Annotated in this window: 22 protein-coding genes and 1 tRNA gene; 5 read left to right on the top strand and 18 right to left on the bottom strand. The window is 72.7% G+C overall.

Translation table 11 applies throughout. The features are described from left to right. Window positions 1-21 precede the first annotated feature (21 nt). Together V1260_RS09920 and V1260_RS09915 are read right to left on the bottom strand one after the other, a co-directional pair. The gene (locus V1260_RS09920; RefSeq protein ID WP_329746653.1) at window positions 22-894 is read right to left on the bottom strand and encodes an undecaprenyl-diphosphate phosphatase; all 873 of its coding nucleotides are present in this window, start codon (window positions 892-894) and stop codon (window positions 22-24) included. A gap of 193 nt (window positions 895-1,087) precedes the next feature. Further along, window positions 1,088-1,417 (bottom strand): DNA primase, encoded by a 330-nt coding sequence (locus tag V1260_RS09915; RefSeq protein ID WP_329746652.1) that lies wholly within the window; start codon window positions 1,415-1,417, stop codon window positions 1,088-1,090. A gap of 131 nt (window positions 1,418-1,548) precedes the next feature. On the opposite strand from V1260_RS09915, the gene V1260_RS09910 reads away from it, so the two are divergent. Both V1260_RS09910 and V1260_RS09905 read left to right on the top strand, forming a co-directional pair. Continuing rightward, entirely contained in the window at window positions 1,549-1,845 is a 297-nt protein-coding gene (locus tag V1260_RS09910; protein WP_329746651.1) for a DUF5703 family protein, read from the top strand. Between the two features lie 67 nt (window positions 1,846-1,912). Further along, window positions 1,913-2,413 (top strand): prepilin peptidase, encoded by a 501-nt coding sequence (locus V1260_RS09905; protein ID WP_329746650.1) that lies wholly within the window; start codon window positions 1,913-1,915, stop codon window positions 2,411-2,413. A 33-nt stretch (window positions 2,414-2,446) separates the two neighbouring features. On the opposite strand, the gene V1260_RS09900 is transcribed toward V1260_RS09905, so the two are convergent. The 15 genes from V1260_RS09900 to V1260_RS09830 all read right to left on the bottom strand — a co-directional run bounded on the left by V1260_RS09900 (window position 2,447) and on the right by V1260_RS09830 (window position 16,612). Further along, window positions 2,447-3,292 (bottom strand): TrmH family RNA methyltransferase, encoded by an 846-nt coding sequence (locus V1260_RS09900; RefSeq protein ID WP_329746649.1) that lies wholly within the window; start codon window positions 3,290-3,292, stop codon window positions 2,447-2,449. After that, window positions 3,292-3,759: a tRNA (cytidine(34)-2'-O)-methyltransferase gene (locus V1260_RS09895; RefSeq protein ID WP_329746648.1), complete on the bottom strand. Its 468-nt coding sequence runs from the start codon at window positions 3,757-3,759 to the stop codon at window positions 3,292-3,294. Before V1260_RS09895 ends, V1260_RS09900 begins: the two co-directional genes overlap by 1 nt. A 38-nt stretch (window positions 3,760-3,797) precedes the next feature. Further along, window positions 3,798-4,652 (bottom strand): ChbG/HpnK family deacetylase, encoded by an 855-nt coding sequence (locus tag V1260_RS09890; protein ID WP_329746647.1) that lies wholly within the window; start codon window positions 4,650-4,652, stop codon window positions 3,798-3,800. 13 nt (window positions 4,653-4,665) lie between these two features. Then, the gene (locus tag V1260_RS09885; protein ID WP_329746646.1) at window positions 4,666-6,042 is read right to left on the bottom strand and encodes an MFS transporter; all 1,377 of its coding nucleotides are present in this window, start codon (window positions 6,040-6,042) and stop codon (window positions 4,666-4,668) included. A 176-nt stretch (window positions 6,043-6,218) separates the two neighbouring features. Further along, window positions 6,219-6,304, bottom strand: a tRNA-Leu gene (locus tag V1260_RS09880). 91 nt (window positions 6,305-6,395) lie between these two features. Then, on the bottom strand, window positions 6,396-6,815 hold the full coding sequence (locus V1260_RS09875) for a hypothetical protein (protein WP_329746645.1): 420 nt from the start codon (window positions 6,813-6,815) through the stop codon (window positions 6,396-6,398). A gap of 142 nt (window positions 6,816-6,957) precedes the next feature. Next, window positions 6,958-7,920: a shikimate dehydrogenase gene (locus tag V1260_RS09870; protein WP_329746644.1), complete on the bottom strand. Its 963-nt coding sequence runs from the start codon at window positions 7,918-7,920 to the stop codon at window positions 6,958-6,960. Then, on the bottom strand, window positions 7,902-9,059 hold the full coding sequence (gene mltG, locus V1260_RS09865; protein ID WP_329746643.1) for an endolytic transglycosylase MltG: 1,158 nt from the start codon (window positions 9,057-9,059) through the stop codon (window positions 7,902-7,904). Before mltG ends, V1260_RS09870 begins: the two co-directional genes overlap by 19 nt. Next, window positions 9,056-9,604 (bottom strand): Holliday junction resolvase RuvX, encoded by a 549-nt coding sequence (gene ruvX, locus V1260_RS09860; protein WP_329746642.1) that lies wholly within the window; start codon window positions 9,602-9,604, stop codon window positions 9,056-9,058. Before ruvX ends, mltG begins: the two co-directional genes overlap by 4 nt. Then, window positions 9,601-12,309 carry an alanine--tRNA ligase gene (gene alaS / locus V1260_RS09855; protein WP_329746641.1) on the bottom strand — a complete coding sequence of 903 codons (2,709 nt, stop codon included), beginning with the start codon at window positions 12,307-12,309 and terminating at the stop codon, window positions 9,601-9,603. The genes ruvX and alaS overlap by 4 nt, the downstream gene beginning before the upstream one ends. 110 nt (window positions 12,310-12,419) lie before the next feature. Then, a complete protein-coding gene (rpsD, locus tag V1260_RS09850) occupies window positions 12,420-13,046 on the bottom strand; it encodes a 30S ribosomal protein S4 (RefSeq protein ID WP_329746640.1) in 627 nt (208 codons plus the stop codon). Window positions 13,047-13,215: 169 nt separating this feature from the next. Continuing rightward, window positions 13,216-14,580, bottom strand: a complete 1,365-nt coding sequence (locus tag V1260_RS09845) for a replication-associated recombination protein A (protein WP_329746639.1) — start codon at window positions 14,578-14,580, stop codon at window positions 13,216-13,218. Window positions 14,581-14,637: 57 nt separating this feature from the next. Beyond that, window positions 14,638-15,771, bottom strand: a complete 1,134-nt coding sequence (locus V1260_RS09840; protein WP_329746638.1) for a quinone-dependent dihydroorotate dehydrogenase — start codon at window positions 15,769-15,771, stop codon at window positions 14,638-14,640. After that, on the bottom strand, window positions 15,768-16,253 hold the full coding sequence (locus V1260_RS09835; RefSeq protein WP_329746637.1) for a hypothetical protein: 486 nt from the start codon (window positions 16,251-16,253) through the stop codon (window positions 15,768-15,770). The genes V1260_RS09840 and V1260_RS09835 overlap by 4 nt, the downstream gene beginning before the upstream one ends. Further along, a complete protein-coding gene (locus tag V1260_RS09830) occupies window positions 16,250-16,612 on the bottom strand; it encodes a hypothetical protein (protein WP_329746636.1) in 363 nt (120 codons plus the stop codon). Before V1260_RS09830 ends, V1260_RS09835 begins: the two co-directional genes overlap by 4 nt. An 89-nt stretch (window positions 16,613-16,701) precedes the next feature. Between V1260_RS09830 and V1260_RS09825 the strand changes: the two genes are divergently transcribed. From V1260_RS09825 to sucB, 3 genes are all read left to right on the top strand, one after another. Further along, window positions 16,702-18,171 (top strand): leucyl aminopeptidase, encoded by a 1,470-nt coding sequence (locus tag V1260_RS09825; RefSeq protein ID WP_329746635.1) that lies wholly within the window; start codon window positions 16,702-16,704, stop codon window positions 18,169-18,171. A gap of 220 nt (window positions 18,172-18,391) precedes the next feature. Further along, window positions 18,392-19,795 carry a dihydrolipoyl dehydrogenase gene (gene lpdA, locus V1260_RS09820; protein ID WP_329746634.1) on the top strand — a complete coding sequence of 468 codons (1,404 nt, stop codon included), beginning with the start codon at window positions 18,392-18,394 and terminating at the stop codon, window positions 19,793-19,795. A 24-nt stretch (window positions 19,796-19,819) separates the two neighbouring features. Further along, entirely contained in the window at window positions 19,820-21,628 is a 1,809-nt protein-coding gene (gene sucB / locus V1260_RS09815; RefSeq protein WP_329746633.1) for a 2-oxoglutarate dehydrogenase, E2 component, dihydrolipoamide succinyltransferase, read from the top strand. A 96-nt stretch (window positions 21,629-21,724) separates the two neighbouring features. Here the strand turns inward: sucB and V1260_RS09810 are convergent, their stop codons facing one another. Further along, window positions 21,725-23,284, bottom strand: coding sequence for a hypothetical protein (locus V1260_RS09810; RefSeq protein WP_329746632.1), 1,560 nt, complete (start codon window positions 23,282-23,284; stop codon window positions 21,725-21,727). Between the last annotated feature and the right edge of the window lie 82 nt (window positions 23,285-23,366).

Genomic DNA, 23,366 nt, shown 5'->3' with positions numbered 1-23,366 from the left:
GGTTCCCGCCGAGGTCAGCGGTCAGGCGCCACCCAGCGGATCGACCAGGCCCGTCCACAGCAGGATCAGCAGCACGAGGCCGGCGACGACGCGGTAGACCACGAAGACGGTGTAGGAGCGGTTCTCGATCATGCGCATGAACCAGACGATCACCGCGTAGCCGACGCCGAAGGCGACGAGGGTCGCGACGATGATCACGAGCAGGGAGGGTTCCCCGGCGGCCGCGGCGGCGGCCCGTCCGTCGGCCGTGAGCAGCGCCGGGACCTCCTTCGCGGCCTTGTACAGGCCCGAGGCGAAGACGGCGGGGACGGCCAGCAGGAAGGCGTAGCGGGCCGCCGCCTGGCGGGTGTAGCCCATGAGGAGCCCCGCGGTGATGGTGCCGCCCGAGCGGGAGACCCCGGGGATCAGGGCGAGCGCCTGCGCGAGGCCGAAGAGGATGCCGTCGCGCCAGGAGAGCTCCTTCAGCTCCTTGCGCTGCGGCGCGATGCGATCGGCGAGGCCCAGCAGGAGGCCGAAGACGATGAGCATCGTGGCGGTGATGTAGAGGTTCCGCAGGCCGTGGTCGATCTGCTCCTCGAAGAGGAGACCCAGCACGCCGATGGGGATCGAGCCGAGGATCACGAGCCAGCCCATCCGGACGTCCGGATCGGACTGCGGGAGGCGGCCGACGAGGGCCCGGCACCAGCGGCCGATGATCCGCGTGATGTCCTTCCAGAAGTAGATCAGGACCGCGGTCTCGGTGCCCAACTGGATGATCGCGGTGAACGCCGCACCGGGATCCTGCCCGGGGGCCATGAGCTCGCCGACCACGCGCACGTGCGCGCTCGAGGAGATCGGGAGGAACTCCGTGAGGCCCTGGACGAGGCCCAGGATCACTGCCTCGATGAACGACATGCGGACTCCTCGACGGACGGCGACGGCGGGACGGGCCGGGGATGCTCACCGGCCCAGGACAGAGTACGCGGCGCCGGGCGGGGTGCCCGGCGCCGCGTGGGGGCCGTTCGTGCAGACGTCGTGAAGGGTCGTCGATGTCGCCGTGAGAGAACCGGGACGACAAGGGGATGACGTCGGGGACGGGGAGCGCTGCTCAGCGCTCGTCGTCCTCCTCGTCGTCCTCGAGGTCGTCGTCGCCGAACTCCTCGTCGTCGTCCTCGTCGTCCTCGAAGTCGTCGAGATCGTCGAAGTCGTCCTCGTCATCGTCCTCGTCATCATCCTCGCCGTCGAAGACGATCAGCGGGGTGGCGATGTCGTAGGCGTCGAAGAGGGCGTCGTCATAGTCGTCGAAGGCCGTGGTGAGCTGCTCGGTCGCAGCCTCCAGGGCGGGATCGTCGTCACCGCGGGAGGCGGCGGCCGCCTCGTAGTGACGTTCGAGGGCAGCGATCAGCGCAGCGAGAGCGGAGCGAGGATCCGTGTTCATGGTTGGACGGTACATCGTCCGGCGGCAGAATGGACAGCGGAAACTGCCGTGGCGAGGTCACGGATCCGTGCCGCCTGCCAGGCCCGGACCCGACCCGGCGCGGCGTCGTCGATCCCCGGAAGCGAGTGCCCGTGCCGTCCCAGCCACCACCCCTCGTCGCGCGCATCGAGATCTTCCGGGATCCGCGCGGCCTGAGGGACCTCCCCCTCGAGCGCGGCCGGTCGGCCGAGGACTACGAGTTCCAGATCATCACCGTCCCGCGGGAGAGCTCCGTGTCCCAGGTGCGCGCGGCGCTCACGGAGCACGCGGAGTACGGCCGGTGGGAGCATGCGCGCACCCGGAAGTACCTCGGCGGCGGCCGGAAGGTCTGGATGCGGCGCCGGATCGTGCGCGTGGAGTCGGCTCTCGGGGCGGACCGCTCGGACTGACCGCCGCGCTGTCCACAGAGCGCGGGGCGCGGGAGCGCCGACGGGCGCGGTCTGATGGACTGGGCGCATGCCATCTCCGGTGCTGCTCCCGCTCCTCGTGCTGGCGGTCGCCTATGTGCCGCCCGCGGTGGTGCTCGCGCGCATCGATCTGCGGGAGCACCGGCTGCCCAACCGGTGGATCGGCCTGCTCACGGCCGCGGTCGCGATCGGCCTGATCCTCTGCGCCCTCGTCGAGCCCTCCCTCCGCGCGCCGCTGCGATCGGCGGCCGTGCTCGCGCTCGTCCTCGGCCTCGGCGCGGTGCTGCTCGCCCTGCTCGCCCCGCAGCTGCTGGGGATGGGCGATGCCAAGGCGCTGCCGGTCGTGGTGCTCATGAGCGGGGCCCTCGGCGGGGAGGAGCTCCTCGCCGCGCTGTTGGGGATCGCCCTGCTCGGAGGGATCGTCGGGTCGGTGCTGCTGCTGCGCGGCCGGTCCGGGGAGCGTTTCGCCTACGGTCCGATCCTGCTCTCGGGCCCCATGCTGGGCCTCGCCGGGGCGCCGCTCGTGGCGGTCGCCCTCGGCACGGCCTGACCCCGCTCCCCCGGCGTCCCGCCCGGGCCCCGATCAGCGGGCCGCGGCGTCCCGCTGGCGTCGCGCTTCGTAGAGGGCGATCGAGCCCGCCACGGCGGCGTTGAGCGAGGAGGCGCCCGTGCCGGGGACCATGGGGATCTCCGCGATCACGGCGCAGGCCTCCCGCCACTGGGCGCTCATGCCCGCGGTCTCGTTGCCGACCACGAGCAGCACCGGCCCGGTGAGATCGGTGCTCTCGAGCGTGTGCCCGCCGGCCTCGTCCAGACCCACCACCCGCCAGTCGACGCCCTCGGCCCGTTGCCCCTCGAGATGCGCGAGGACCTCCCGCGGCGAGGACAGGCGCAGCACCGGGAGGGCGAAGACGCTCCCGGTCGAGGCGCGGATCGCGGCGGGATCCCAGACGTCCGCCGCATGACCGGTGGTGATCACCGCGCTCGCGCCGAGCGCGTCGGCCGAGCGCACCAGCGAGCCGATGTTCCCCGGACCGGAGGGACGGTCGAAGGCGACCACGAGCGCGTCGGGGCCGAGCACCTCCGGCGAGAGGCGCGAGAGGTCGTCAGCGGGGATCGCGGCGAGGGCGAGCAGCTCGGGGGTGCCCTCCTCCCGCTCCCCCAGCTCGGCCATGAGCTCGGGGGCGAGCTCGATGACCGGCGCGGGAGGGTCCGCGAGGAGCTCGCGCGCCCAGCGGCTCGGGGTCTCGCGGCCGTCGCTGAGCAGGGTGCGGATCTCGATGCCGTGCTCGAGGGCGAGCGTGAGGGGACGCACCCCCTGGATCACCATCTCCCCGCTGCGGGTGCGCTTGGTGCGGTTGGTCAGCAGCGCCTGCCATTGCTGGAACTGGGCGTTGCGGCGCTCGATGCGGACGGGACGTCGGGCCATCACACGCCCGCCCCGTCGTAGCCGTTCTGGCGCCAGGCCTCGTAGACGGCGATCGACACCGAGTTGGCGAGGTTGAGCGAGCGGCGCGCGGGCAGCATCGGGATCCGCACCCGGGCGGTGACCCGCGGATGGGAGAGCGCCTCCGCGGGCAGCCCGCTCGGCTCGGTGCCGAACAGGAGCACGTCGTCCGGCCGGTACTCGACCTCGCCGAAGGTGGTCTCGGTGCGCGCGGTGAAGGCGAAGACCCGGGAGCCCGGGACGGCCGCGAGGGCCGTCTCCAGATCGGGGTGGACGTTCACGTCGGCGAGGTCGTGGTAGTCCAGCCCGGCGCGGCGCAGTTTCGCGTCCTCGAAGTCGAAGCCGAGAGGCTCGATGAGGTGGAGGCGTGCCCCGGTGACGGCGGCGAGGCGGATGGCGTTGCCGGTGTTGCCGGCGATCGCGGGCTCGTGGAGGAAGACGTGGACCATGCCGGGATTCTTCCACGGGCGGGCACCGCTCCCCCGCCTCACCAGCGGTCGACGAGCTCGACCCCCGTCGATGCCAGGGCGTCCCGCCACTGCGCATCGGGCAGCAGCCGCGCCTCCCAGGCCCGCTCCGGCGGGATGCCGGGGCCTTCGCCCGACGGATGGAGGAACAGCTCCGAGGTGCCGGGCGGCAACTGGGCCACGCCGTGCAGCAGCCGGTCGCGGAGGGCCTCGTAGGAGCCGAGGAGGCGGGCGGGGAGCGGGTTGGTGAGGATCGCAGCCGGGATCGGCACCCCGAGGTGGTCGGCGAGGTCCACGGCCCGGCGGTGCCGCGCCTCGCGCTCGGTCGGACCGAGCAGGGAGGACCGCGGCGCGGCGGCACCGGGCCGGTCGAGGTGGCGGAGCGGCTCGGGGTCGCGGGGCAGGCGCACGGCGAGGCCGTGCCGGGCGGCCCAGTGCAGCGCCCCGGGCAGGAGCCCGCCGCCGTGCAGACCGTAGAGGGTTCCGGTGTGCGAGTCGACGGCCCGCGGTCGCAGGCCCCGGTCATGCATCCACCCCAGTTGGGCCTCGAGCTCGGCCAGCACCTCCCCCTCCTCGACGCGGAGCTCGGTGAGCGGGTCGGCGAGGCGCAGGTCGCCGTCCGGCTCGTGCAGCGAAGGGGCGTCGGTGAGCAGCCGCCACGGTCCCCCGGTGCTCTCGGCGACGAGGCAGGTATGCAGGTGCGGGGTGATCCCCGCGGCGTGGACCGCTCGGGCCGCCTGGTCCGTGTGGGGCGTGGTGACGAGCAGGGAGGCGGCGGTGATGGCCCCGGCCGCGGCGAGCTCGGCGATCACCTGGTCGGTGAGGGGGTCCCGGCCGAGGTCGTCGGCAGTGATGACGAGTCGTCGAACGGCCACGGCACCTCCCGGATCAGCCTGTACTGGACACTACTCCAGAATCTTCGGGAGCGGACGGGATGCGCACGAAACGGGCGGCGATCGCCCCGAGGACCACGAGGCCCAGCGGGTAGGCGCACAGGTAGACGCGGAAGGCGAGACCGGTCCGCTCCCCCGGGTCCTCTCCCGAGTAGTAGCCGAAGAACACCCCCAGCGAGGCCAGGGCCAGGCCCGAGACGACGCCGTTAAGCCGGCCGAACACCCCGAAGGCCGACAGGAACAGGCCCTCCCGGCGCGTCCCGTGCCGGGCTGCATCGGCATCGAGCACCCGGGCGACGACGAGATCGTGCGTCGCCATCATCCCGGCCCAGCCGGCGCCGAGCACCACGCCCGCTCCGATCGCGGTCGCCAGCGTCGGCGCCATCAGCAGCAGCGCTAAGCCCGCCGCCAGCACGACGAAGGCCCAGCGCCAGGCGCGCAGGGCACCGAGTCGCGCGATCACCTGCGCCCACACCGCGAGCCCCGCCGCCGCCACGACGATCACCGCCCCCTGGAGCGCGAAGGCGTAGGCGACGGGAAGCCCGAGGGTGTGACGGACGTAGAGCTGGACCCCCGAGAGCACGAGGCCGAGCGCGGCGGTGTAGCAGGCGCCGGTGAGGCCCACGGACCAGAACTGCCGGGTGCGCAGGATCTGCAGCACTGCCCGGCCCAGACGCGGTCGCTCGAGCGCCGAGTGGCGGGGATCCTCCCGCGCACCGAGGGCCATCACGACGATCACCACGACCGCGATCACGCCGTAGAGCAGCGCGGTGCGCGAGAAGCCCTCGGTGCCGTGCTCGCTGCCCAGCCAGGAAGTCGTCAGGATCGGGGTGAGGGCGAGGGAGACGATCATGGCGATCAGCTGGAAGCCCTGGCGCAGGGCGTTGGCGACCGCACGCCGTCGCTCCCCGGGGAAGAGCTCGGGCAGGAGCGCTCCGTAGTTCGCGTTGAGCATCGAGTCCATCAGCTCGCAGAGGATCGCGAAGACGGCGAACCAGAGCACCAGGGCCGTGCCGTCGAGCGCCGCGGGCGGGCTGAACAGCGCGATCATCGAGGCGGCGAGGAGCGGAGCGCCCACCAGGAGCCAGGGTCGACGTCGGCCGAAGCGGCTGCGGGTGCGGTCGGAGAGATGACCCAGCAGCGGGTTGTCGAGCGCGTCGATGATCGCGTAGACGATCATCACGGCCGCATAGGCCCGCACGTCCAGCCCCAGCTCGTCGACGTAGAAGAGGACGGTCGACCCCTTGATGAAGTTGATCGGGATCGAGGTGCCGAACATGCCCAGGGCGTAGCGCCACGGCAGGGTGGGGCGGACCGCGGGCACGTCCGACGGGGGCTCCGCCGCGGGGACGGGTACGGGCAGGCTCGTCACGGGGGCTCCTTGTGCGCCGGATGGCCGCATCGTAGCGAGCGGGCAGCTGCCGAGGAGCGGCTGACCGCCCCGCCGGCACCAAGCCCCCGGGAGGTGCTCGGGACCGAGCCGCCCTGTCCGCTCCGCCCGGCGACGACGAAGGGCCCCGGTGAGAACCGGGGCCCTGCGTCATACCGTGTCCGAAGGGGGACTTGAACCCCCACGACCTAATACGGTCACTAGCACCTCAAGCTAGCGCGTCTACCAATTCCGCCATCCGGACGAATGGCCGCCGTAGCGACTCGAGAAGATTAGCACGACCCCGGGTCCGTCGACGACCGATCTGGGCTCTGCCAGGCATGACGTGGCCATCATCACGCTGGGGCTGTCACTCGCGATCCGGGCATGACGGCGTGGAGGAGATCGAGGACGAGGGCGATCTGGGACCCCGCCCCCACCCGCGCAGGATCCGACACGCGCTCGGCGAGGTCCTGCAGCGAGGCGGCGGCGAGGGCCAGCATGGTCGGATCGGGGTCGACGACCCGCTGCGGCTCCCAGGTGCTCAGCTCGGCGAGCACCAGCTCGAGCTCGTCGGCCGAGCCGTGGACGGAGGGCGTCAGGAGATCGACCCGGGCCCGGGCCGCGAGGGCGGTGCAGCGGCGCAGCAGCGGGGTGGACGTCTCGGGGAGGATCGGGAGGGAGGTGGTGTCCGTGGTCGGGCGCAGCGACGGCGGGGAGTCGATCTCCGTGCGCGGGGTCGCCGTCGGCTCCCAGGATCCTCGCCGTGTCTCCATGAGTCACTCCCTCGTGCTCGTCCGATGGCCCTCTGCCCCCGTGGATCCGTCCGACTTTACTATCCCTTGACTGACGGATTCAAGGGACCATCGACCCTCCGCGACCGCCCTCGCGGCGACGGCCCCGGGACGCTCGCGCGGCTCAGCTCGAGCGGGAGGCGAGCTCGCGGCGAGCGGCCTCGAGCATGGCCCGGACCGGGGCGCGCTGCACCCCGAGCATCGAGCGGACCTGCAGATCCGCTTGATGGGCGAGCATCTCGAGCCCATCGGCGACCTCGCCGCCGAGCGCCCCGACGAGACCGGCGAGGGGTGCCGGCCAGGGGTCGTAGAGGACATCCAGAAAGACGCCCGGCACCGCTCCCGGTGCCGTATCCCGCTGGCCGCCCGTGGTCCAGTCCGCGGCGACGGCCTGCGCCCCGGGGACGGCGAGGGCGCTCACGACGAGGTCCGCGGTGAGCAGCTGCCGGTTGTCCTCCCAGGCGACGTGGCGCACCTGCACGCCATGTCCCGCGGCCAGGACCTCGAGGGGGACGAGCTTCTCGGGGCTGCGGGCGCTGAGCAGGATCTCGCAGGCACCCAGCTCGACGAGCGCCGCGACGGCGCTCAGCGCGGTCGCCCCCGAGCCCAGCACGGCCCCCGTCGGCCCGGCACCGCCCGCGCTCGATGGCGCGACCGCTCCCCGACCGCGGCGGTCGGGGGCCCCGTGATCGCGCAACGCGGCGACGATGCCGTGCACGTCATGGTTCTCGGCCCGCCAGGTGCCATCGGGCCGGCGCACGAGGGTGTTGGCGATGCCGAGTGCCGTCGCGGTCGCATCCCGTTCGGCCGCCAGGTCGTGCGCCTCGGGCTTGCCGGGCATGGTAACGCTCAGCCCCTGCAGGTCACGGCCTGGACCGTCGGCGAGGAAGGCCGCGAGCTCGCCCGCACCGACCTCGTGGCGCACGTACTCGGCATCGGTGACGCCGAGCTCCGCGTAGGCGGTGCGGTGCAGCACCGGGGAGAGCGAGTGGTCCACGGGCGAGCCGATCACGGCGAAGCGTCGCCGCGGGAGCGCCTGCCCGATCGCAGGCTCGGGCTCGGCCGACATCACTTCGACTGCGCCCATTCCTGCCAGTCCGCGACGTTCTGCTCGTGCTCGGCCCAGGTCTCTGCGAAGCGCGTCTCGCCTGTGTCGGTGTTGACCGTGACGAAGTAGAGCCAGTCGCCCGCGGGCGGGGACACCGCTGCGTCGAGGGCCGGTCCCCCGGGGGCGGCGATCGGACCGGGCGGCAGACCGGCGTACTTGTACGTGTTGTACGGGGAGTCGATGGCGCGCTCGGCATTGGTGGTGGCCACCGCCGAGTTCTTCCCGGCCACGTAGTGCACGGTCGAGTCGAACTGCAGCGGCATCGGCGTTCCGCCGGCCTCCCCGGCACCCTCGAGGCGGTTGAGGATGACGCGGACGACCTTCCCGTAGTCCTCCTCCTTGTTCGCTTCGAGCTCGGCGAGAGAGGCGAGGGTGAGCGTGCGATGCCAGTCGGCCTCGGCGATGCCGCGGTCCGTCAGCTGCTTCTCCATGCGGTCCCACATCATCTGGATCACCTGCTCGGCGGTGGCGTCCTCGGGGATGTCGTAGCGGCCCGGCCAGAGGTAGCCCTCGAGGGTCCCGGCGGAGTTCTCCGGGATGCCGTAGGCGGTGTAGTCGACCGCCGCGGCCTCGAAGTCCTCGACGGGGATGCCGGAGGCCTCGGAGAGCAGCGGCCAGATCTGGGTGAGCCGCAGCCCCTCCGGGATGATCACGCGGTGGCCTGCGAGGTTCGCCGGATCCAGGAGCGCGTTGAGCGCATCGGCCGAGGACATCTCCAGCTTGAGCCGGTAGACGCCCGGCTCGATGCCGGCGGCGTCCGGGGTCGAGGTGAAGAGGTTGATGAAGGGACCGCTCGACTTGATGACGCCCGCCTCGACGAGGGTCCCGGCGATGTCCGTGCCGGTGTCGCCCTCGGCGACCTCCACGATCGCCTCGCCGGAGCCGGGGCCCGGGAAGTCCGTCTCCTCCGCCTCCATGGAGACGTTGGAGGTGACCCAGCGGTAGCCGGTGTAGCCGCCCCAGCCGATGCCGACGACGACGGCGATCACCAGCAGTGCCGGGAGCACGGTGCGCAGGAAGCCCCCGCGGCGACGTGTGGCGCGGCGCCGTCCCCGGCCGCTGCCGGATCCGTGCTGCTCCTCGGCGAGCTCCTCGAAGCTCGAGTCCTCGTCGTTCATCCCGCTTCCTCCTGTCCCACGGGGCCGGCGTCGCCCGGGAGGTCGGTGTCGACCTCGACGAGCTCCCCGGCTCGCGCCCCGGTCGACCGTTCGATGTCCAGCGCCTGCTGGAGGATCATCACGGCGGCGACCTGGTCGACGACCTGGCGGTGCTTGCGTCCCTTCCGCCCGGAGGCGTGCAGGGCCTGGTGCGCCGAGACGGTGGTGAGACGCTCGTCGAGCATCCTCACCTCCACGTCCCGATCGCTCCGGTCGAGCTGTGCGGCGAGCCGTTCGGCGAAATCGCGCGCCTTCCTCGCCGCTGCGCCCTCGCTGCCATCCAGGGAGCGCGGGAGTCCGACCATAATGACACGGGCCTCGGCCTCGACGGCCTCGGTGAGGACCCGTGTCACCGCGGTGTCGCGGGGGGCGGTCTGGACGGGCGTGGCGATCAGTCCGTCGAGGTCGCTGCGGGCGATGCCCACACGGACGTCGCCGACGTCCACGCCGAGGCGGACCCCCCGGGGCAGGCCCGCGGGGGCGTCCGAGCCGGGAGCGCCGCTCATGCGCCCGCGGTCGCCTCGATCGCGGCGCGCACCGCGGCCAGGGCCTCGCCGATCCGCGCGGGCTCGCCGCCGCCGCCCTGAGCCATGTCCGGCTTGCCGCCGCCGCGTCCACCCATCGCCTCGGCGCCGCCCTTCAGCAGGTCACCCGCCTTGAGGCCGAGCTCCCGGGCGCCCGCGCTGGTCGCGATGACGAGCGCGGCGCGGCCGTCCTCGTGGCCGGCGACCGCGACGACGACGGGCGAGTCCTCGCCCAGACGGGCGCGCAGGTCGAGCGCGAGAGTGCGCAGATCGCCCGCGGCGATCCCCTCCCCCGCATCGTGCGCGAGCAGACGCACGCCGGAGACCTCGGTCGCGCCCTCGACGAGACGACCGGCCTCGGCCTGGAGCTGCTGGCCGCGGAGCGCAGCGAGCTGCTTCTCCATGTCCTTCATCCGCTGCGTGAGCGAGCGGACCCGCTCAGGGATCTCCTCGCTGCTGCCGACCTTCAGGATCTCGCTCAGCTGGGAGACCAGCGCGCGCTCCTTCGCCTGATGGCGGTAGGCCGAGAGTCCGACGAGGGCGTCGACGCGGCGCACGCCGGAGCCGATCGAGGCCTCGCCCATGAGCTGCACGGAGCCGATCGCGCCGGTGCTGGCGACGTGGGTGCCGCCGCACAGCTCGCGCGACCAGCCCCCGCCGATCGAGACCATGCGGACCACGTCGCCGTACTTCTCGCCGAAGAGCGCCTGCGCGCCGGCCGCCTTCGCCGCGTCGAGGGACATCTGCTGGTCGGTGACCTCCAGCTCCTCCTGCAGCAGCGTGTTGACGCGCCCCTCGATCTGGCTCAGCACGGAGGCGGGGACCGCCTGGCCGTACCGGAAGTCGAAGCGCATCCGGCCCGGGGAGTTCTCGGACCCCGCCTGCGTGGCGCCGTGGCCGAGCTCCTCGCGGAGGGCCTCGTGGACCATGTGGGTCGCGGTGTGGGCGCGGGCGATCGCCCCGCGACGCTCACGGTCGATGGTCGCGAGGGCGGAGGCGCCCGCGGCGAGCTCGCCCTCGACGAGACGGCCGCGGTGCACGATCAGACCCTTGACCGGCTTCTGCACGTCATCGACCTCGACGAGGCCGCCGCCGGTCAGCGCGATGCTGCCCTGGTCCGCGAGCTGACCGCCGGACTCGGCGTAGAACGGGGTCGCCGCGAGCACGATCTCGACCTGCGCCGGTGCCTGCACGGAGTTCACGAGCGCGCCGTCGACCAGCACGGACTCGACGGTCGTCGCGACGGTGTCCTCGGTGTAGCCGAGGAAGGGCACCTCGCCGCCGCGCTCTCCCAGGAGCCGGTTGTAGATCGCGGTGTCGGTGTGGCCGGTCTTCTTCGCCGCCGCATCGGCGCGGGCGCGCTCACGCTGCTCCTGCATCGCGGAGCGGAACGCCTCGGCGTCGACCTGGAGGCCCACCTCCGCCGCCATCTCCATCGTGAGGTCGATCGGGAAGCCGTAGGTGTCGTGGAGCTTGAACGCCTCGTCACCGGGGAGCACCCGTCCGCCATCGGCCGAGGCCGCCTTCGCGACCTGGTCGAAGAGCGCGGTGCCGGTCTCGAGGGTGCGGCGGAAGGTCTCCTCCTCCGCGTAGACGATCTCGGCGATGCGCGGGAAGTCCGCCTCGAGCTCCGGATAGGACTCGGCCATGAGGTCCTTGGAGATCGGCAGCAGGTGCGGCATGGCGGGCTCCGCGTAGCCGAGCAGGCGCAGGGAGCGCACCGCGCGGCGGATCAGGCGGCGCAGCACGTAGCCGCGGCCCTCGTTGCCGGGCCGCACGCCGTCGCCGACGAGCATCAGGGCGCTGCGCACGTGGTCGCCGATGATCCGCAGGCGGACGTCGTCCTCCTCGTCGTCGCCGTAGCGGCGGCCGGAGAGCTCCTGCGCCTTCTCGATGACCGGGAAGATCTGGTCGATCTCGTACATGTTCTGCTTGCCCTGCAGCAGGTAGGCGAGTCGCTCGACGCCGAGACCGGTGTCGATCGCCTTCTGGTCGAGCTCGCCGACGAGCTCGTAGTCCTTGCCGCTGCCCGGACCGCGCAGGAACTGGTCGAAGACGAGGTTCCAGATCTCGAGGTAGCGATCCTCGGCGCGCTCGTCCCCGGGCCACTGCGGGAGGGTCCCGGTGGGCGCGTCGGGACCGTACTCGGGGCCGCGGTCGTAGTACCACTCACCGGTGGAGCCTGCGGGTCCGGGCTGCCCGGTGTCCCAGCAGCTCTCCTCCCAGGGGAGGCGCACGATGCGCGCCGGGTCCAGGCCGATCACCGAGGTGAGGTGCTCGTAGGACTCGGCGTCCTCCTCCCACAGCGTGATCCAGAGGCGCTCGGGCTCGAGGCCGAAGCCTCCGTCCTCGACGGAGGAGGTCAGCAGCTCCCAGGAGAAGTCGATGGCGCCGCGCTTGAAGTAGTCCCCGAAGGAGAAGTTGCCGGCCATCTGGAAGAAGGTGCCGTGGCGGGTGGTGCGGCCGACGTTCTCGATGTCGTTGGTGCGGATGCACTTCTGCACGCTGACGGCGCGGTCGTAGGGCGCCTTCTCGGTCCCGACGATGTAGGGGATGAAGGGGACCATGCCGGCGATCGTGAAGAGGATCGACGGATCGCTCGAGACCAGCGAGGCGCTGGGCACGACCTCGTGCGCCTTCTTCTCGAAGTGGGCGAGGTAGCGCCGATGGATCTCAGAGGTGCGCATGGTCGGTGGTGGTCCTTCCGGGACTGCGGTGGACGGAGGGGGACACGAAGGCCCCGGTCAGGGTACCGGAGTACACCTGCCGGGGCCGTTCGCGACGCGTGAGGCGGAGGTCAGCGCGCGTAGTACTCGACGACCATCTGGACGTCGCAGGTCACGGGGACCTCGGAGCGCTTGGGGCGCGAGACCAGCTGGGACTTCAGCTCGGCGAGCTCGACCGACAGGTAGGACGGGACCTGGGCGAGGACGTCGGAGTTGCCGCCCTCGGCCGCGATCTGGAAGGGCTCCATCGCCTGGGACTTGGGCTTGATCTGGATGGTCTGGCCCGGCTTCACGCGGAAGGAGGGACGGTCCACCAGCTTGCCGTCGACCAGGACGTGACGGTGCACGACGGCCTGGCGGGCCTGGAGGATGGTGCGGGCGAAGCCGGAGCGCAGCACGAGCGCGTCGAGGCGCATCTCGAGCAGCTCGACCATCGACTCACCGGTCAGGCCGGACTCCTTCTTGGCGTCCAGGTAGGAGCGGTGCATCTGCTTCTCGCGCAGGGCGTACTGGGCGCGGAGACGCTGCTTCTCGCGCAGACGGACCGCGTAGTCGGACTCGGTCCGACGACGGGCGCGGCCGTGCTCGCCCGGGGGGTACGGGCGCTTCTCGAAGTACTTGACCGACTTCGGGGTCAGGGGGAGCCCGAGGGCTCGGGACAGGCGCGCCTGACGACGCGCGCGGGTGACGTTGGTCACGAGGTCTACCTCTTATCGCGTGTGGTGAATCCAGTCTTGCAGCCGCGGATTCAGCGACCAACACTAGCGCAGGGCCCCGCGCTGCTCAACGGTTCGCGGCGCAGGTCGCGCGCGGATTCCTGTGGAGTCGCCCACAGGGCGGCGATGCTCTCGCCGCCCTGGACCCGCCTCATCCGCCGCGCAGGATGCGCCGCAGCGCCTCGACGCGCCGTGCGGTCTGCGCCTCCTGGCCGTGTCCGGTGGGCTCGTAGTAGTCGGTCCCCACCAGGTCGTCCGGCGGGTACTGCTGGGCGACCACCCCGTGCGGGAAGTCGTGGGCGTAGCGGTACTCGACGCCGTGCCCCAGGGACGTCGCCCCGGAGTAGTGGGCGTCGCGCAGGTGCGCGGGGACGCCCTGGCCGCGCCCGGCGCGCACGTCGGCGATCGCGGCGTCGAGCGCCCGGTAGGAGGCGTTGGACTTGGGGGCGGTGGCGATGTGCACCACCGCCTGCGCGAGCGGGATCCGCCCCTCGGGCATGCCCAGCAGCTGCACGGCCTGCATGGCCGCGACCGCGACCTGCAGCGCCGTCGGGTCCGCCATGCCCACCTCCTCGCTCGCGGCGATCACGACGCGCCGGGCGATGAAGCGCGGGTCCTCGCCCGCTTCGATCATGCGGGCGAGGTAGTGCAGCGCGGCGTCGGCGTCGCTGCCCCGCATGGACTTGATGAAGGCGCTCGTGACGTCGTAGTGCTGGTCGCCGGCACGGTCGTAGCGCAGCGCCGCCCGATTGACGGCCTGCGCGAGCGTCGCGGCGTCGATCTCCTTCGACTCCTTCATCAGCGCGGCGGCCGCCGCGGCCTCGAGCGAGGTGAGGATCTTGCGGGCATCGCCCCCGCCGAGCCGCAGCAGCGCCTCCCGGGCGTCGTCGGCGAGCGTGACGGCGCCGCCGAGCCCGCGGTCCTCGGTGAGGGCCCGGTCGATCAGCGTGTCGAGATCGGCGCGGTCCAGCGACTCGAGGGTGAGGACGATCGAGCGCGACAGCAACGGGGAGATGACCGAGAAATGCGGGTTCTCGGTGGTCGCGGCGATCAGCGTCACCCAGCGGTTCTCGACGCTGGGCAGGAGGGCGTCCTGCTGGGACTTCGAGAAGCGGTGCACCTCGTCGACGAAGAGCACCGTCTCCTTCCCGATCGTCCGCAGCCTCGACCGGGCCTGGTCGACGACGTCGCGGATGTCCTTGACCCCGGCGAGCACGGCGGAGACCTCGACGAACTCACGGTCGCCGGACTGCGCGACGACGTACGCGAGGGTGGTCTTGCCGGTCCCGGGCGGACCCCAGAGGATCACCGAGGACGGCGCGGTGCGGGAGTCGTCGGCCGCGACGAGCCGGCGCAGCGGGCTGCCGGGCTCGAGCGCGGCGTGCTGCCCGACGATCTCCTCGAGGCGGCGCGGCCGCATCCGCACCGCGAGCGGGGCGCGGTGGTCGTGGTTGCGGTCCGACAGGGTGCGCGGCGCCGGGGCGTCGTGCGACACCGAGAACAGGTCCTCCTCCATGTCCCTCAGACTATGCCGCGGGGCCGACGGCAGGGCGATGCGCCCCGGCCGGGGAGGTCAGCCCCACGGATCCGCGCCGAGCTTGCGGACGATCCTGCCGGCCCAGCCGGGACCGCGGTAGATCAGCGCGGTGTAGCCCTGGACCAGGTCGGCGCCGGCCTCGAGCCGGGCGCGGAGATCGGCCGCGGTGGTGACGCCGCCGCAGCTGATGATCACCGCCTCCTCGGGCAGCTCGCGGCGCAGCAGGCGGAGCATCTCGAGGGAGCGCTCGGCGAGGATCGGGCCGGAGAGCCCGCCGGCACCGATGCTATGCACCCGGTCCGCGTCGGTGAGCAGGGACTCGGGTCGCGCGATCGTGGTGTTCGCGGCGATCACCCCGGCGAGGCCGACCTCGGTCGCGAGGCGGGCGACGGCGAGGACGTCGTCGTCGTGGAGGTCGGGAGCGATCTTGACCAGCACCGGGACCTCGCGGCGCAGGCGTCGGGCGGCGGCCCGCGCCTCCTCGAGGACCGCCTCGAGGATGGGGCGCAGGGCCTCGGTGGTCTGCAGGTCCCGCAGGCCCGGGGTGTTGGGGCTGGAGACGTTGATCGCGAGATAGGTGGCGTACGGCGCGAGCAGACGGGCGGAGAAGCGGTAGTCCTCCGCAGCGTCCTCGAGCGCGGTGACCTTGGACTTGCCGATGTTCACGCCGATGACCGCGCGCTGGCCCCGTTCGGTGCGGCGGGCCGCCGCGAGGTTCCGGGCGAGCTCCTGGGCGCCGTGGTTGTTGAAGCCCATCCGGTTGATGAGGGCCTGGTCGGCGAGGAGCCGGAACGAACGGGGCGCGGGATTGCCCGGCTGCGCCTGGGCCGTGACGGTCCCGACCTCCACGTGGCCGAAGCCGAGGTCGAGCAGGGCGAGGGGCACCTCGCCGTCCTTGTCGAAGCCGGCCGCCATCCCCAGCGGGGAGCGGTGCTCGGCACCGAGCACGGTGCGGGCGGGCCGACGGTCGCGGAGCGGGTGCGGGGTGCCGAAGACGGCGCGGAGCAGCGCCGGACCGCCGGGCACGGCGTGGGCCAGACGGAGCGCGCGCACGGTCAGCCGGTGGGCCTGCTCGGCGTCGAGCCGGGTGAGGACGTGGCGGAAGAGCGCGGCGTAGGCGCCGCGGGGGGCGTCGTCGGTGGAGGGCACGGCCTTACGGTACGTGCTCATGCGGCGGCGATCGGGGTCGCACGTCCCGCCCGGCGGGTCAGGAGCACGTAGACCAGGGCGATCAGCGGCAGCGCGAGCGGCACGAAGCCGTAGCCCTGCCCGTAGTGGGTCCAGACCGTCGCATCGGCGAACAGTCCCGGCAGGGCGTAGGTGAGGGTGCCGACGAGCAGCACGCCGGCCAGCTCGACGAGGCACAGTCCTAGCACGACCGGGGAACGGCGGCCGCCGCGGATCAGCGCGACGGTCACCGCGATGTAGGTGAGCGCGGCGGCGAGGGAGAGCAGGTAGGCGAGCGGGGCCTGCTCGAAGCCGCGCAGGATCTGCACCAGGCTGCGCGCCGTCGCCGAGAGGGCGAACAGGGCGTAGACCAAGATCAGGACGACCTCGAACCCGCGGGAGGCACGGGTCGGAGCGGCCGCGGGACGCTCCCCGTCGGCCGGGGTCCCGGTCCCGTCCTCGAGCACTGCGTCGTCCTGGGTCATGCGAAGCCTCCCGGCCAGATCTGGTGGAGCCGCAGCAGCAGCACGAGCGAGGTCGCAGCCACCACGGCGATGACGAGGCTGCCCCAGCGGGACCGCTCCCAGAGCGAGACCCAGCCGCCCCCGATCACCATCGCGATCGCGGTCAGCAGGTAGCCGTAGAGGGTGATCGGATCCTCGGGGGTGCCGCCGGCCAGGTCCCGCACCAGCAGGGCGGCCCCGAGCACGATCCACAGCAGAGCGGTGAGGGCGCAGGCTCCGAGCAGGACCAGGTCGGTGCGGAGATCGCGGACCGCGTAATAGAGACCCAGCAGGGCGGTGAGGCCGCCGACGACGCTCACCACGATGCTCAACGCCGCCATGGGTGCCGTCCGTCCTCTCGGGCGCCGACCTCTCGTCGGGCGCTGTGACCGCCCGGTACGGGATGCCCGAGCGCCCCTACGATAGATCCATGCCCACACTGACTGCTGCGAACACCGCCCTGACCGACGTCGACGTCGACGTCCTGATCCTCCCGCTGGTCCCCGGCTCCGACGGCGCCCCGTCGACCGTGCCCGGCGCCGCCGACATCTCCTCGGCCATCGCGAGCCTCGACCCCTCCGCGGCGCGCGGGGACGTGCACCGCATCCCCTCCTACACCTTCGCCTCCGCGGGCTCGCTGCTCCTCGTCGGGCTCGGCGAGGCCGATCTCGCGGAGCTCTCCGCAGAGGACCTCCGCCTCGCGTACGGCGCCGCCGCCCGCTCGCTGGTCGGCGTCGAGCGCGCCGCGGTCGCCCTGCCCGGAGGGTCCCCCGAGCAGCTCGCCGCCGCCCTCGAGGGCGCCGCCCTCGGCGCCTACACCTTCACCGCCTTCAAGTCGGGCACCGCGGGGTCCGCCCCGGACGGCGCCCTCGCCGAGATCGTCCTGCTCGCCGATGACACCGCCGCGGCGAAGTCCGCGATCGCCCGTGCCGAGGTCCTCGCCGACATCGTCACGGTCACCCGGGACCTGGTGAACACCCCACCGAACCTGCTCTACCCGGCGGAGTTCGCCCGCCGCGCCGAGGAGCTCGCCGCGGGCCTTCCCCTCGAGGTCACCGTGCTCGACGAGCAGCAGCTCGCCGAGGGCGGCTACGGCGGCATCGTCGGCGTCGGCCAGGGCTCGGCCCGCCCGCCGCGGCTCGTGCGCCTCGCCTACTCCCCCGAGGGCGCGACCGCCTCGGTCGCCCTGGTCGGCAAGGGCATCACCTTCGACACAGGCGGCATCTCGCTGAAGCCCGGCGCGGGGATGGACGAGATGACCTCGGACATGACCGGGGCCGCGACGGTGCTCGCTGCGACCCTGGGCGCGGCCCGCCTGGCCCTGCCCGTCACCGTGACCACCTATCTCGCCCTCGCCGAGAACATGCCCGGTGGCGGCGCCCAGCGCCCCGGCGACGTGGTCACCATGCGCAACGGCACGACCGTCGAGGTGCTCAACACCGACGCCGAGGGCCGCATGGTCATGGCTGACGCGCTCGTGGACGCCGTCGCCGACGAGCCGGACCTGGTGATGGACGTCGCGACCCTCACCGGTGCCGCGATGGTGGCGCTCGGCAAGCGCACCGCGGCCGTCATGGGCACCGACGCCGGCCGCGAGAGCGTGCTGAGCGCCGCGGACACCGCCGGCGAGCCGTTTTGGCCCCTGCCCTTCCCCGCGGAGCTGCGCGCCGACCTGACCGGTCGCGTCGCGGACCTGCGCAACATCGGGGAGCGCTGGGGCGGCGCCCTGTCGGCAGGGATCTTCCTCTCCGAGTTCGTGGGCGAGACCGAGTGGGCGCACCTGGACATCGCCGGTCCGGCCTTCGCCTCCGCGCCGCTGGGATACATGGGCAAGGGCGCGACGGGTATGAGCGTCCGCACCGTGCTGCAGGTCCTCGAGGACCGCGCCGCCGCGCGCTGAGCCGGCTCCCGGCTCCGTCGGATGCCGACGGAGCCGGGAGGACCGGACCGGGGTCCACCGGTCAGCCGGTGTGATCCGCTCCTCGTCACGGGGCCGAGAGTCCACGTCAGCGGGCCGACGGGCGCCGCCCCGTGCCCTAGCATGGGTCACGCAGGCGGCGCCGTCGGCCATCCGGGTGGATGCGCGCCGGGTAGACACCCATACACCGAGGAGCACACAGGTGGCGGATACAACCACTGACCAGTACGACGTCGTGATCCTGGGCGGTGGCAGCGGCGGCTATGCGGCTGCGCTGCGCGGAGCCCAGCTCGGCCAGAAGATCGCGCTCGTGGAGAAGGACAAGCTCGGTGGCACCTGCCTGCACCGCGGCTGCGTCCCCACCAAGGCGCTCCTCCACGTCGGCGAGGTCGCCGACGCCCCCTCCGAGGGCAAGGAGCTGGGCCTCGACATCTCCCTGAACAGCATCGACGTCACGAAGATGCTGGACTTCAAGGACAAGATCATCGGCCGCCTGTACAAGGGTCTGCAGGGCCTGGTGAAGTCCCGCAAGGTCGAGTACGTCGAGGGCTTCGGCCGCCTCACCGGCAAGAACACCGTCGAGGTCGAGACCGCCGAGGGCACGCGCACCCTGACCGGTAAGAACATCGTCCTCGCCTCGGGCTCCTTCTCGAAGTCGATCCCCGGCATCGACCTGGGCGACCGCTTCCTGGACTCCGAGGCCGCGCTGCAGCTGCCCGAGGTCCCGAAGAACCCGATCATCCTGGGCGGCGGCGTCATCGGCGTCGAGTTCGCCTCCGTGTGGAAGTCCCTCGGCGCCGAGTCCGTGACCATCATCGAGGGCCTCCCCCACCTGGTCGCGAACGAGGACGAGTCCCTCTCCAAGGCCCTCGAGCGCGCCTTCAAGAAGCGCGGCATCGCTTTCTCCCTCGGCGTCTTCACCGAGAAGGCCGAGCAGGATGAGAACGGCGTGAAGGTCACCCTCGCGAACGGCAAGGTCTACGAGGGCGACTACCTGCTCGTGGCCGTCGGCCGCGGCCCGAACACCCAGGGCCTCGGCTACGAGGAGCAGGGCATCGAGATGGATCGCGGCTTCGTGCTCGCGAACAAGGAGACCCTCGAGACCAACGTGCCCGGCATCTACGCCGTCGGCGACATCGTCCCCGGCCTGCAGCTCGCGCACCGCGGCTTCGCCCAGGGCATCTTCGTCGCCGAGCGCATCGCCGGCCAGAGCCCCGCGCCGATCGTCGAGTCCGGCATCGCCCGCATCACCTACTGCGAGCCGCAGCTCGGCTCCGTCGGCCTCACCGAGAAGCAGGCCAAGGAGCAGTACGGCGAGGACGGCGTCGAGTCCTACGAGTACAACCTGGGCGGCAACGGCAAGTCCCAGATCCTCGGCACCACCGGCTTCATCAAGCTGGTCCGCGAGAAGGGCGGCGCGATCGTCGGCGTCCACATGATCGGCTCGCGCATGTCCGAGCTGATGGGCGAGGCCCAGCTCATCGTCAACTGGGAGGCCTACCCGGAGGACGTCGCGTCCCTCATCCACGCCCACCCGACGCAGCACGAGGCCATGGGCGAGGCCGCGCTGGCGCTCGCCGGCAAGCCGCTGCACGCCCACGCCTGAGACCACCCCCCGAGGAGAACCACCATGTCCGAAACCGTGAAGATGCCAGCCCTCGGCGAGTCCGTCACCGAGGGCACCGTCACCCGCTGGCTGAAGTCCGTCGGCGACACCGTCGAGGTCGACGAGCCGCTGCTCGAGGTCTCGACCGACAAGGTCGACACCGAGATCCCCTCGCCCGTCGCGGGCACCATCGAGCAGATCCTGGTCCAGGAGGACGAGGACGCCGAGGTCGGCGCCGACCTGGTCGTGATCGGAGACGGCTCCGGCTCCGCCGCGTCCGACGCCGGTGACTCCGGTGCCGCCGCCCCGGCCGCCGAGGAGGCTGCCGTGGAGGAGTCCGCCCCCGCCGGGGAGGATCTCGCCTCCGACGAGACCGCCGCTCCCTCGACCGAGACCCCCGTCGCCGAGGAGAAGCCCGCCGCCGAGGAGGCACCGGCCGCCGGTGGCTCCGGCGAGGGTCAGGAGGTGACGATGCCCGCGCTCGGCGAGTCCGTCACCGAGGGCACCGTCACCCGCTGGCTCAAGTCCGTCGGCGACACCGTCGAGGTCGACGAGCCCCTGCTCGAGGTCTCGACCGACAAGGTCGACACCGAGATCCCCTCCCCGGTCGCGGGCACCCTGCTCTCGATCGCGGTGCAGGAGGACGAGGACGCCGAGGTCGGCGCCGTGCTCGCCGTCATCGGCGATGCCGCCGGCGCCTCGGCCCCGGCGGAGCCCGCCGCCCCGGCCCCGGCCGAGGAGAAGGCTGCTCCGGCGCCCGCTCCCGAGGAGAAGGCCGCTGCCGAGGAGAAGCCGGCCGCTGCGGAGGAGAAGCCCACCGCCGCTCCCGAGCCGGCTCCGGCTGCTGCTCCCGCGGCTCCCGCCCCGAAGGCCGACGAGGCCGTCTCGGGTGCGGAGTCCTCCGGCTATGTGACCCCGCTGGTGCGGAAGATGGCGGCCGAGGCCGGCGTCGACCTGTCCTCCGTCGCCGGCACCGGCCTCGGCGGTCGCATCCGCAAGCAGGACGTGCAGAAGGCGATCAAGGAGCAGAAGGCTGCGGCCTCCGCTCCCGCCGCCGCTGCCGCTCCGGCCGCGGACTCCGCACCGAAGGCTGCGCCGGCGGTGAACGTCTCCTCCAAGCGCGGCACCGAGGAGAAGATGCCCCGCATCCGCAAGGTCATCGGCCAGCGGATGATGGAGTCGCTGCAGGGCATGGCCCAGCTGACCACCGCGGTCGAGGTCGACCTGACCCGCGTGGCGAAGCTCCGCGCCCGGGCGAAGGACGACTTCGCCGCCCGTGAGGGTGCGAAGCTGACCTTCCTGCCGTTCCTGATGATGGCCGCGATCGAGGGTCTGAAGACCTACCCGCAGCTGAACTCCACCATCGGTGGCGACAAGATCGTCTACCACGGCTCGGAGAACATCGGCATGGCGGCGGACACCGAGCGCGGTCTCGTGGTCCCGGTCATCAAGAACGCCGGCGACCTGAACCTGGCGGGCCTCGCGCGCCAGATCGGCGATCTCGGCGGCCGCGCCAAGTCGAACAAGCTCGTCCCCGACGACCTGGCCGGCGCGACCTTCACCATCACCAACACCGGCTCGGGCGGTGCCCTCTGGGACACCCCGATCGTGCCCGCTCCACAGGTGGGCATCCTCGGCACCGGCACCATCACCAAGCGTCCGGTGGTCGTGCAGAACGCCGAGGGCGATGACACCATCGCGATCCGCTCGATGATGTACCTGTTCCTCTCCTACGACCACCGCATGGTCGACGGCGGCGACGCCGCCCGCTTCCTCACCTTCATGAAGAAGCGGCTCGAGGAAGGCGCGTTCGAGGGCGAGCTCGGTCTCTGACCTCCCCTCTCCGCGGAAGACCAGCGACTCCGCGACCGGGACGGGCCCGGCACCTTCGGGTGCTGGGCCCGTCCCGCGTTCCGGGGCTGGTCCGCGTCACGCGTCGGGCTCGCGCACCTCCGTGATCAGCCACTGGCGCCCGTCCCAGGCGAGATCGAGGATCACGGTGCCGGGCGCGGTCGCGGGCACCTCCGTGGCCTCACCCGCCGCGTCGGTGATGGTCGCGGCCTCGGTCGAGGTCTCCAGTCGGAGCGCGGCGGTGCCGGCGTCGAGATCGATCTCGAGCAGTTCCGCGTCCTGCACGACCGGTCCGCCGCCGCGGACGGTCGCGCCCTCGTACGCCGCGCGCACGGCGTCGTCCTCCGCGCGGGCGGCGCTTCCGGCGGCGGTGGGTGCCTGGTCCGAGGCGCTGGTGAGATAGGCGTGACGGGAGCCGGCGAGCTCAGCGCCGAGCGACCACGGGTCCTCGATCGGGTCCGCTGCGGTCCCGGCCCCGGAGTCCGGCCCTGCCCCGGTTCCCTCCGTCCCCGACTCCCCCGTCGTCTCCCCGGTCCCGACCTCGCTCGCCGACCCCTCCCCGCGAGGTCCGTCGGAGAGCAGCCAGCCGCCGGTGCCGAGGACGAGACCGGCCGCGAGCACGCTCGCCCCGCTGAGCAGCGCGATACGGCGGGTACCGGGATCGACGATGAGGGGGTGCACGGATCGCACCAGGTGGGCGACCGGTGTGCTTCGAGCGCCCCGGGTGCTCTGGGTGCCCCTGTTGCCCCACCGGGTGCTCCAGTTGCTCCGTGAGCTCCGTGGGGAGTCGACCTCCGCCGCCCGCGGGGCAGGGCGGGGCCCGGCCCGGTGCTCGGCCTGCCCCTCCGCCCCTGCCGGCCGGTCGCCGTGCTCGATCTCCTCGGCGGGGACCGCCGGCCACTGCCGGACCGGCTCGGTCGTCCCAGCAGGCCCGTCCCCGACCGCCACGGGCGCCTGTTGCACCGCTCGATGGCCGTCGATGCGGCGGCGCAGGGTGCGATCGCGGTCCAAGAGGGTCGCGTCGATCCAGTGCCGATCGGCGAGCTGATCCAGAGCGTCATCACCACGACGCAGGCCGCGCAGGTCGAGGAGCACGACGGTGCCGTCGGCCCGGAGCCCGAGCGCCGAGGCCCCGCGGGCACCGAGCAACCAGCCCCGCTCATGGAGCGCCCCCACGAGCGCCTCGAGGTCCTCGCGCACCACCCCGAGGGCGAGCCGTTCGGCCGTCGGAGGAGTGCCGTCGTGGTCGGCGCGGCGCCCGCCCCGCCGCGCCAGCTCCGGGGCGGATTCGCGCAGGTAGGCGTCGTCCTCGAGGGCCAGCACCATCGGGGCCGCGCGCAGGGCATCGACCTCGAGGGCGGCGAGCAACTGTGCCTGGTCCCGCACAGCCCGTCGGCCGTCCCCGCTGAGAGCGCGCACCCGCACCACGCCCTCGCGCCCCTGTTGCGCGACCTGCTCGACCACCACGTCCCCGTCGGCGTGGAGGATCCGCGGCCGCTCGACCAAGGTCGTCTCCGACCGCGCATGTCGCCCGGCCGACGGTCGCGTCCGGTCCCCGTCGGCCGACCAGCCGCTCCCGCGCGGGCCGGACAGCGACGGCGCTCCGGCCGCGAAACGATCCTCGTCGTAGTCGTGCATGGCGACCAGTGAAGCCCACCACGCCCCCTCCCCCGTCGGTCATCCACAATGCGCAGGTGAGGGCCCGCGGGAGTACTCTGGG

The organism is Brachybacterium sp. J144 (assembly GCF_036321705.1).
Lineage (GTDB): Bacteria > Actinomycetota > Actinomycetes > Actinomycetales > Dermabacteraceae > Brachybacterium.
This window is presented reverse-complemented; position numbering and strand designations above follow the sequence as displayed.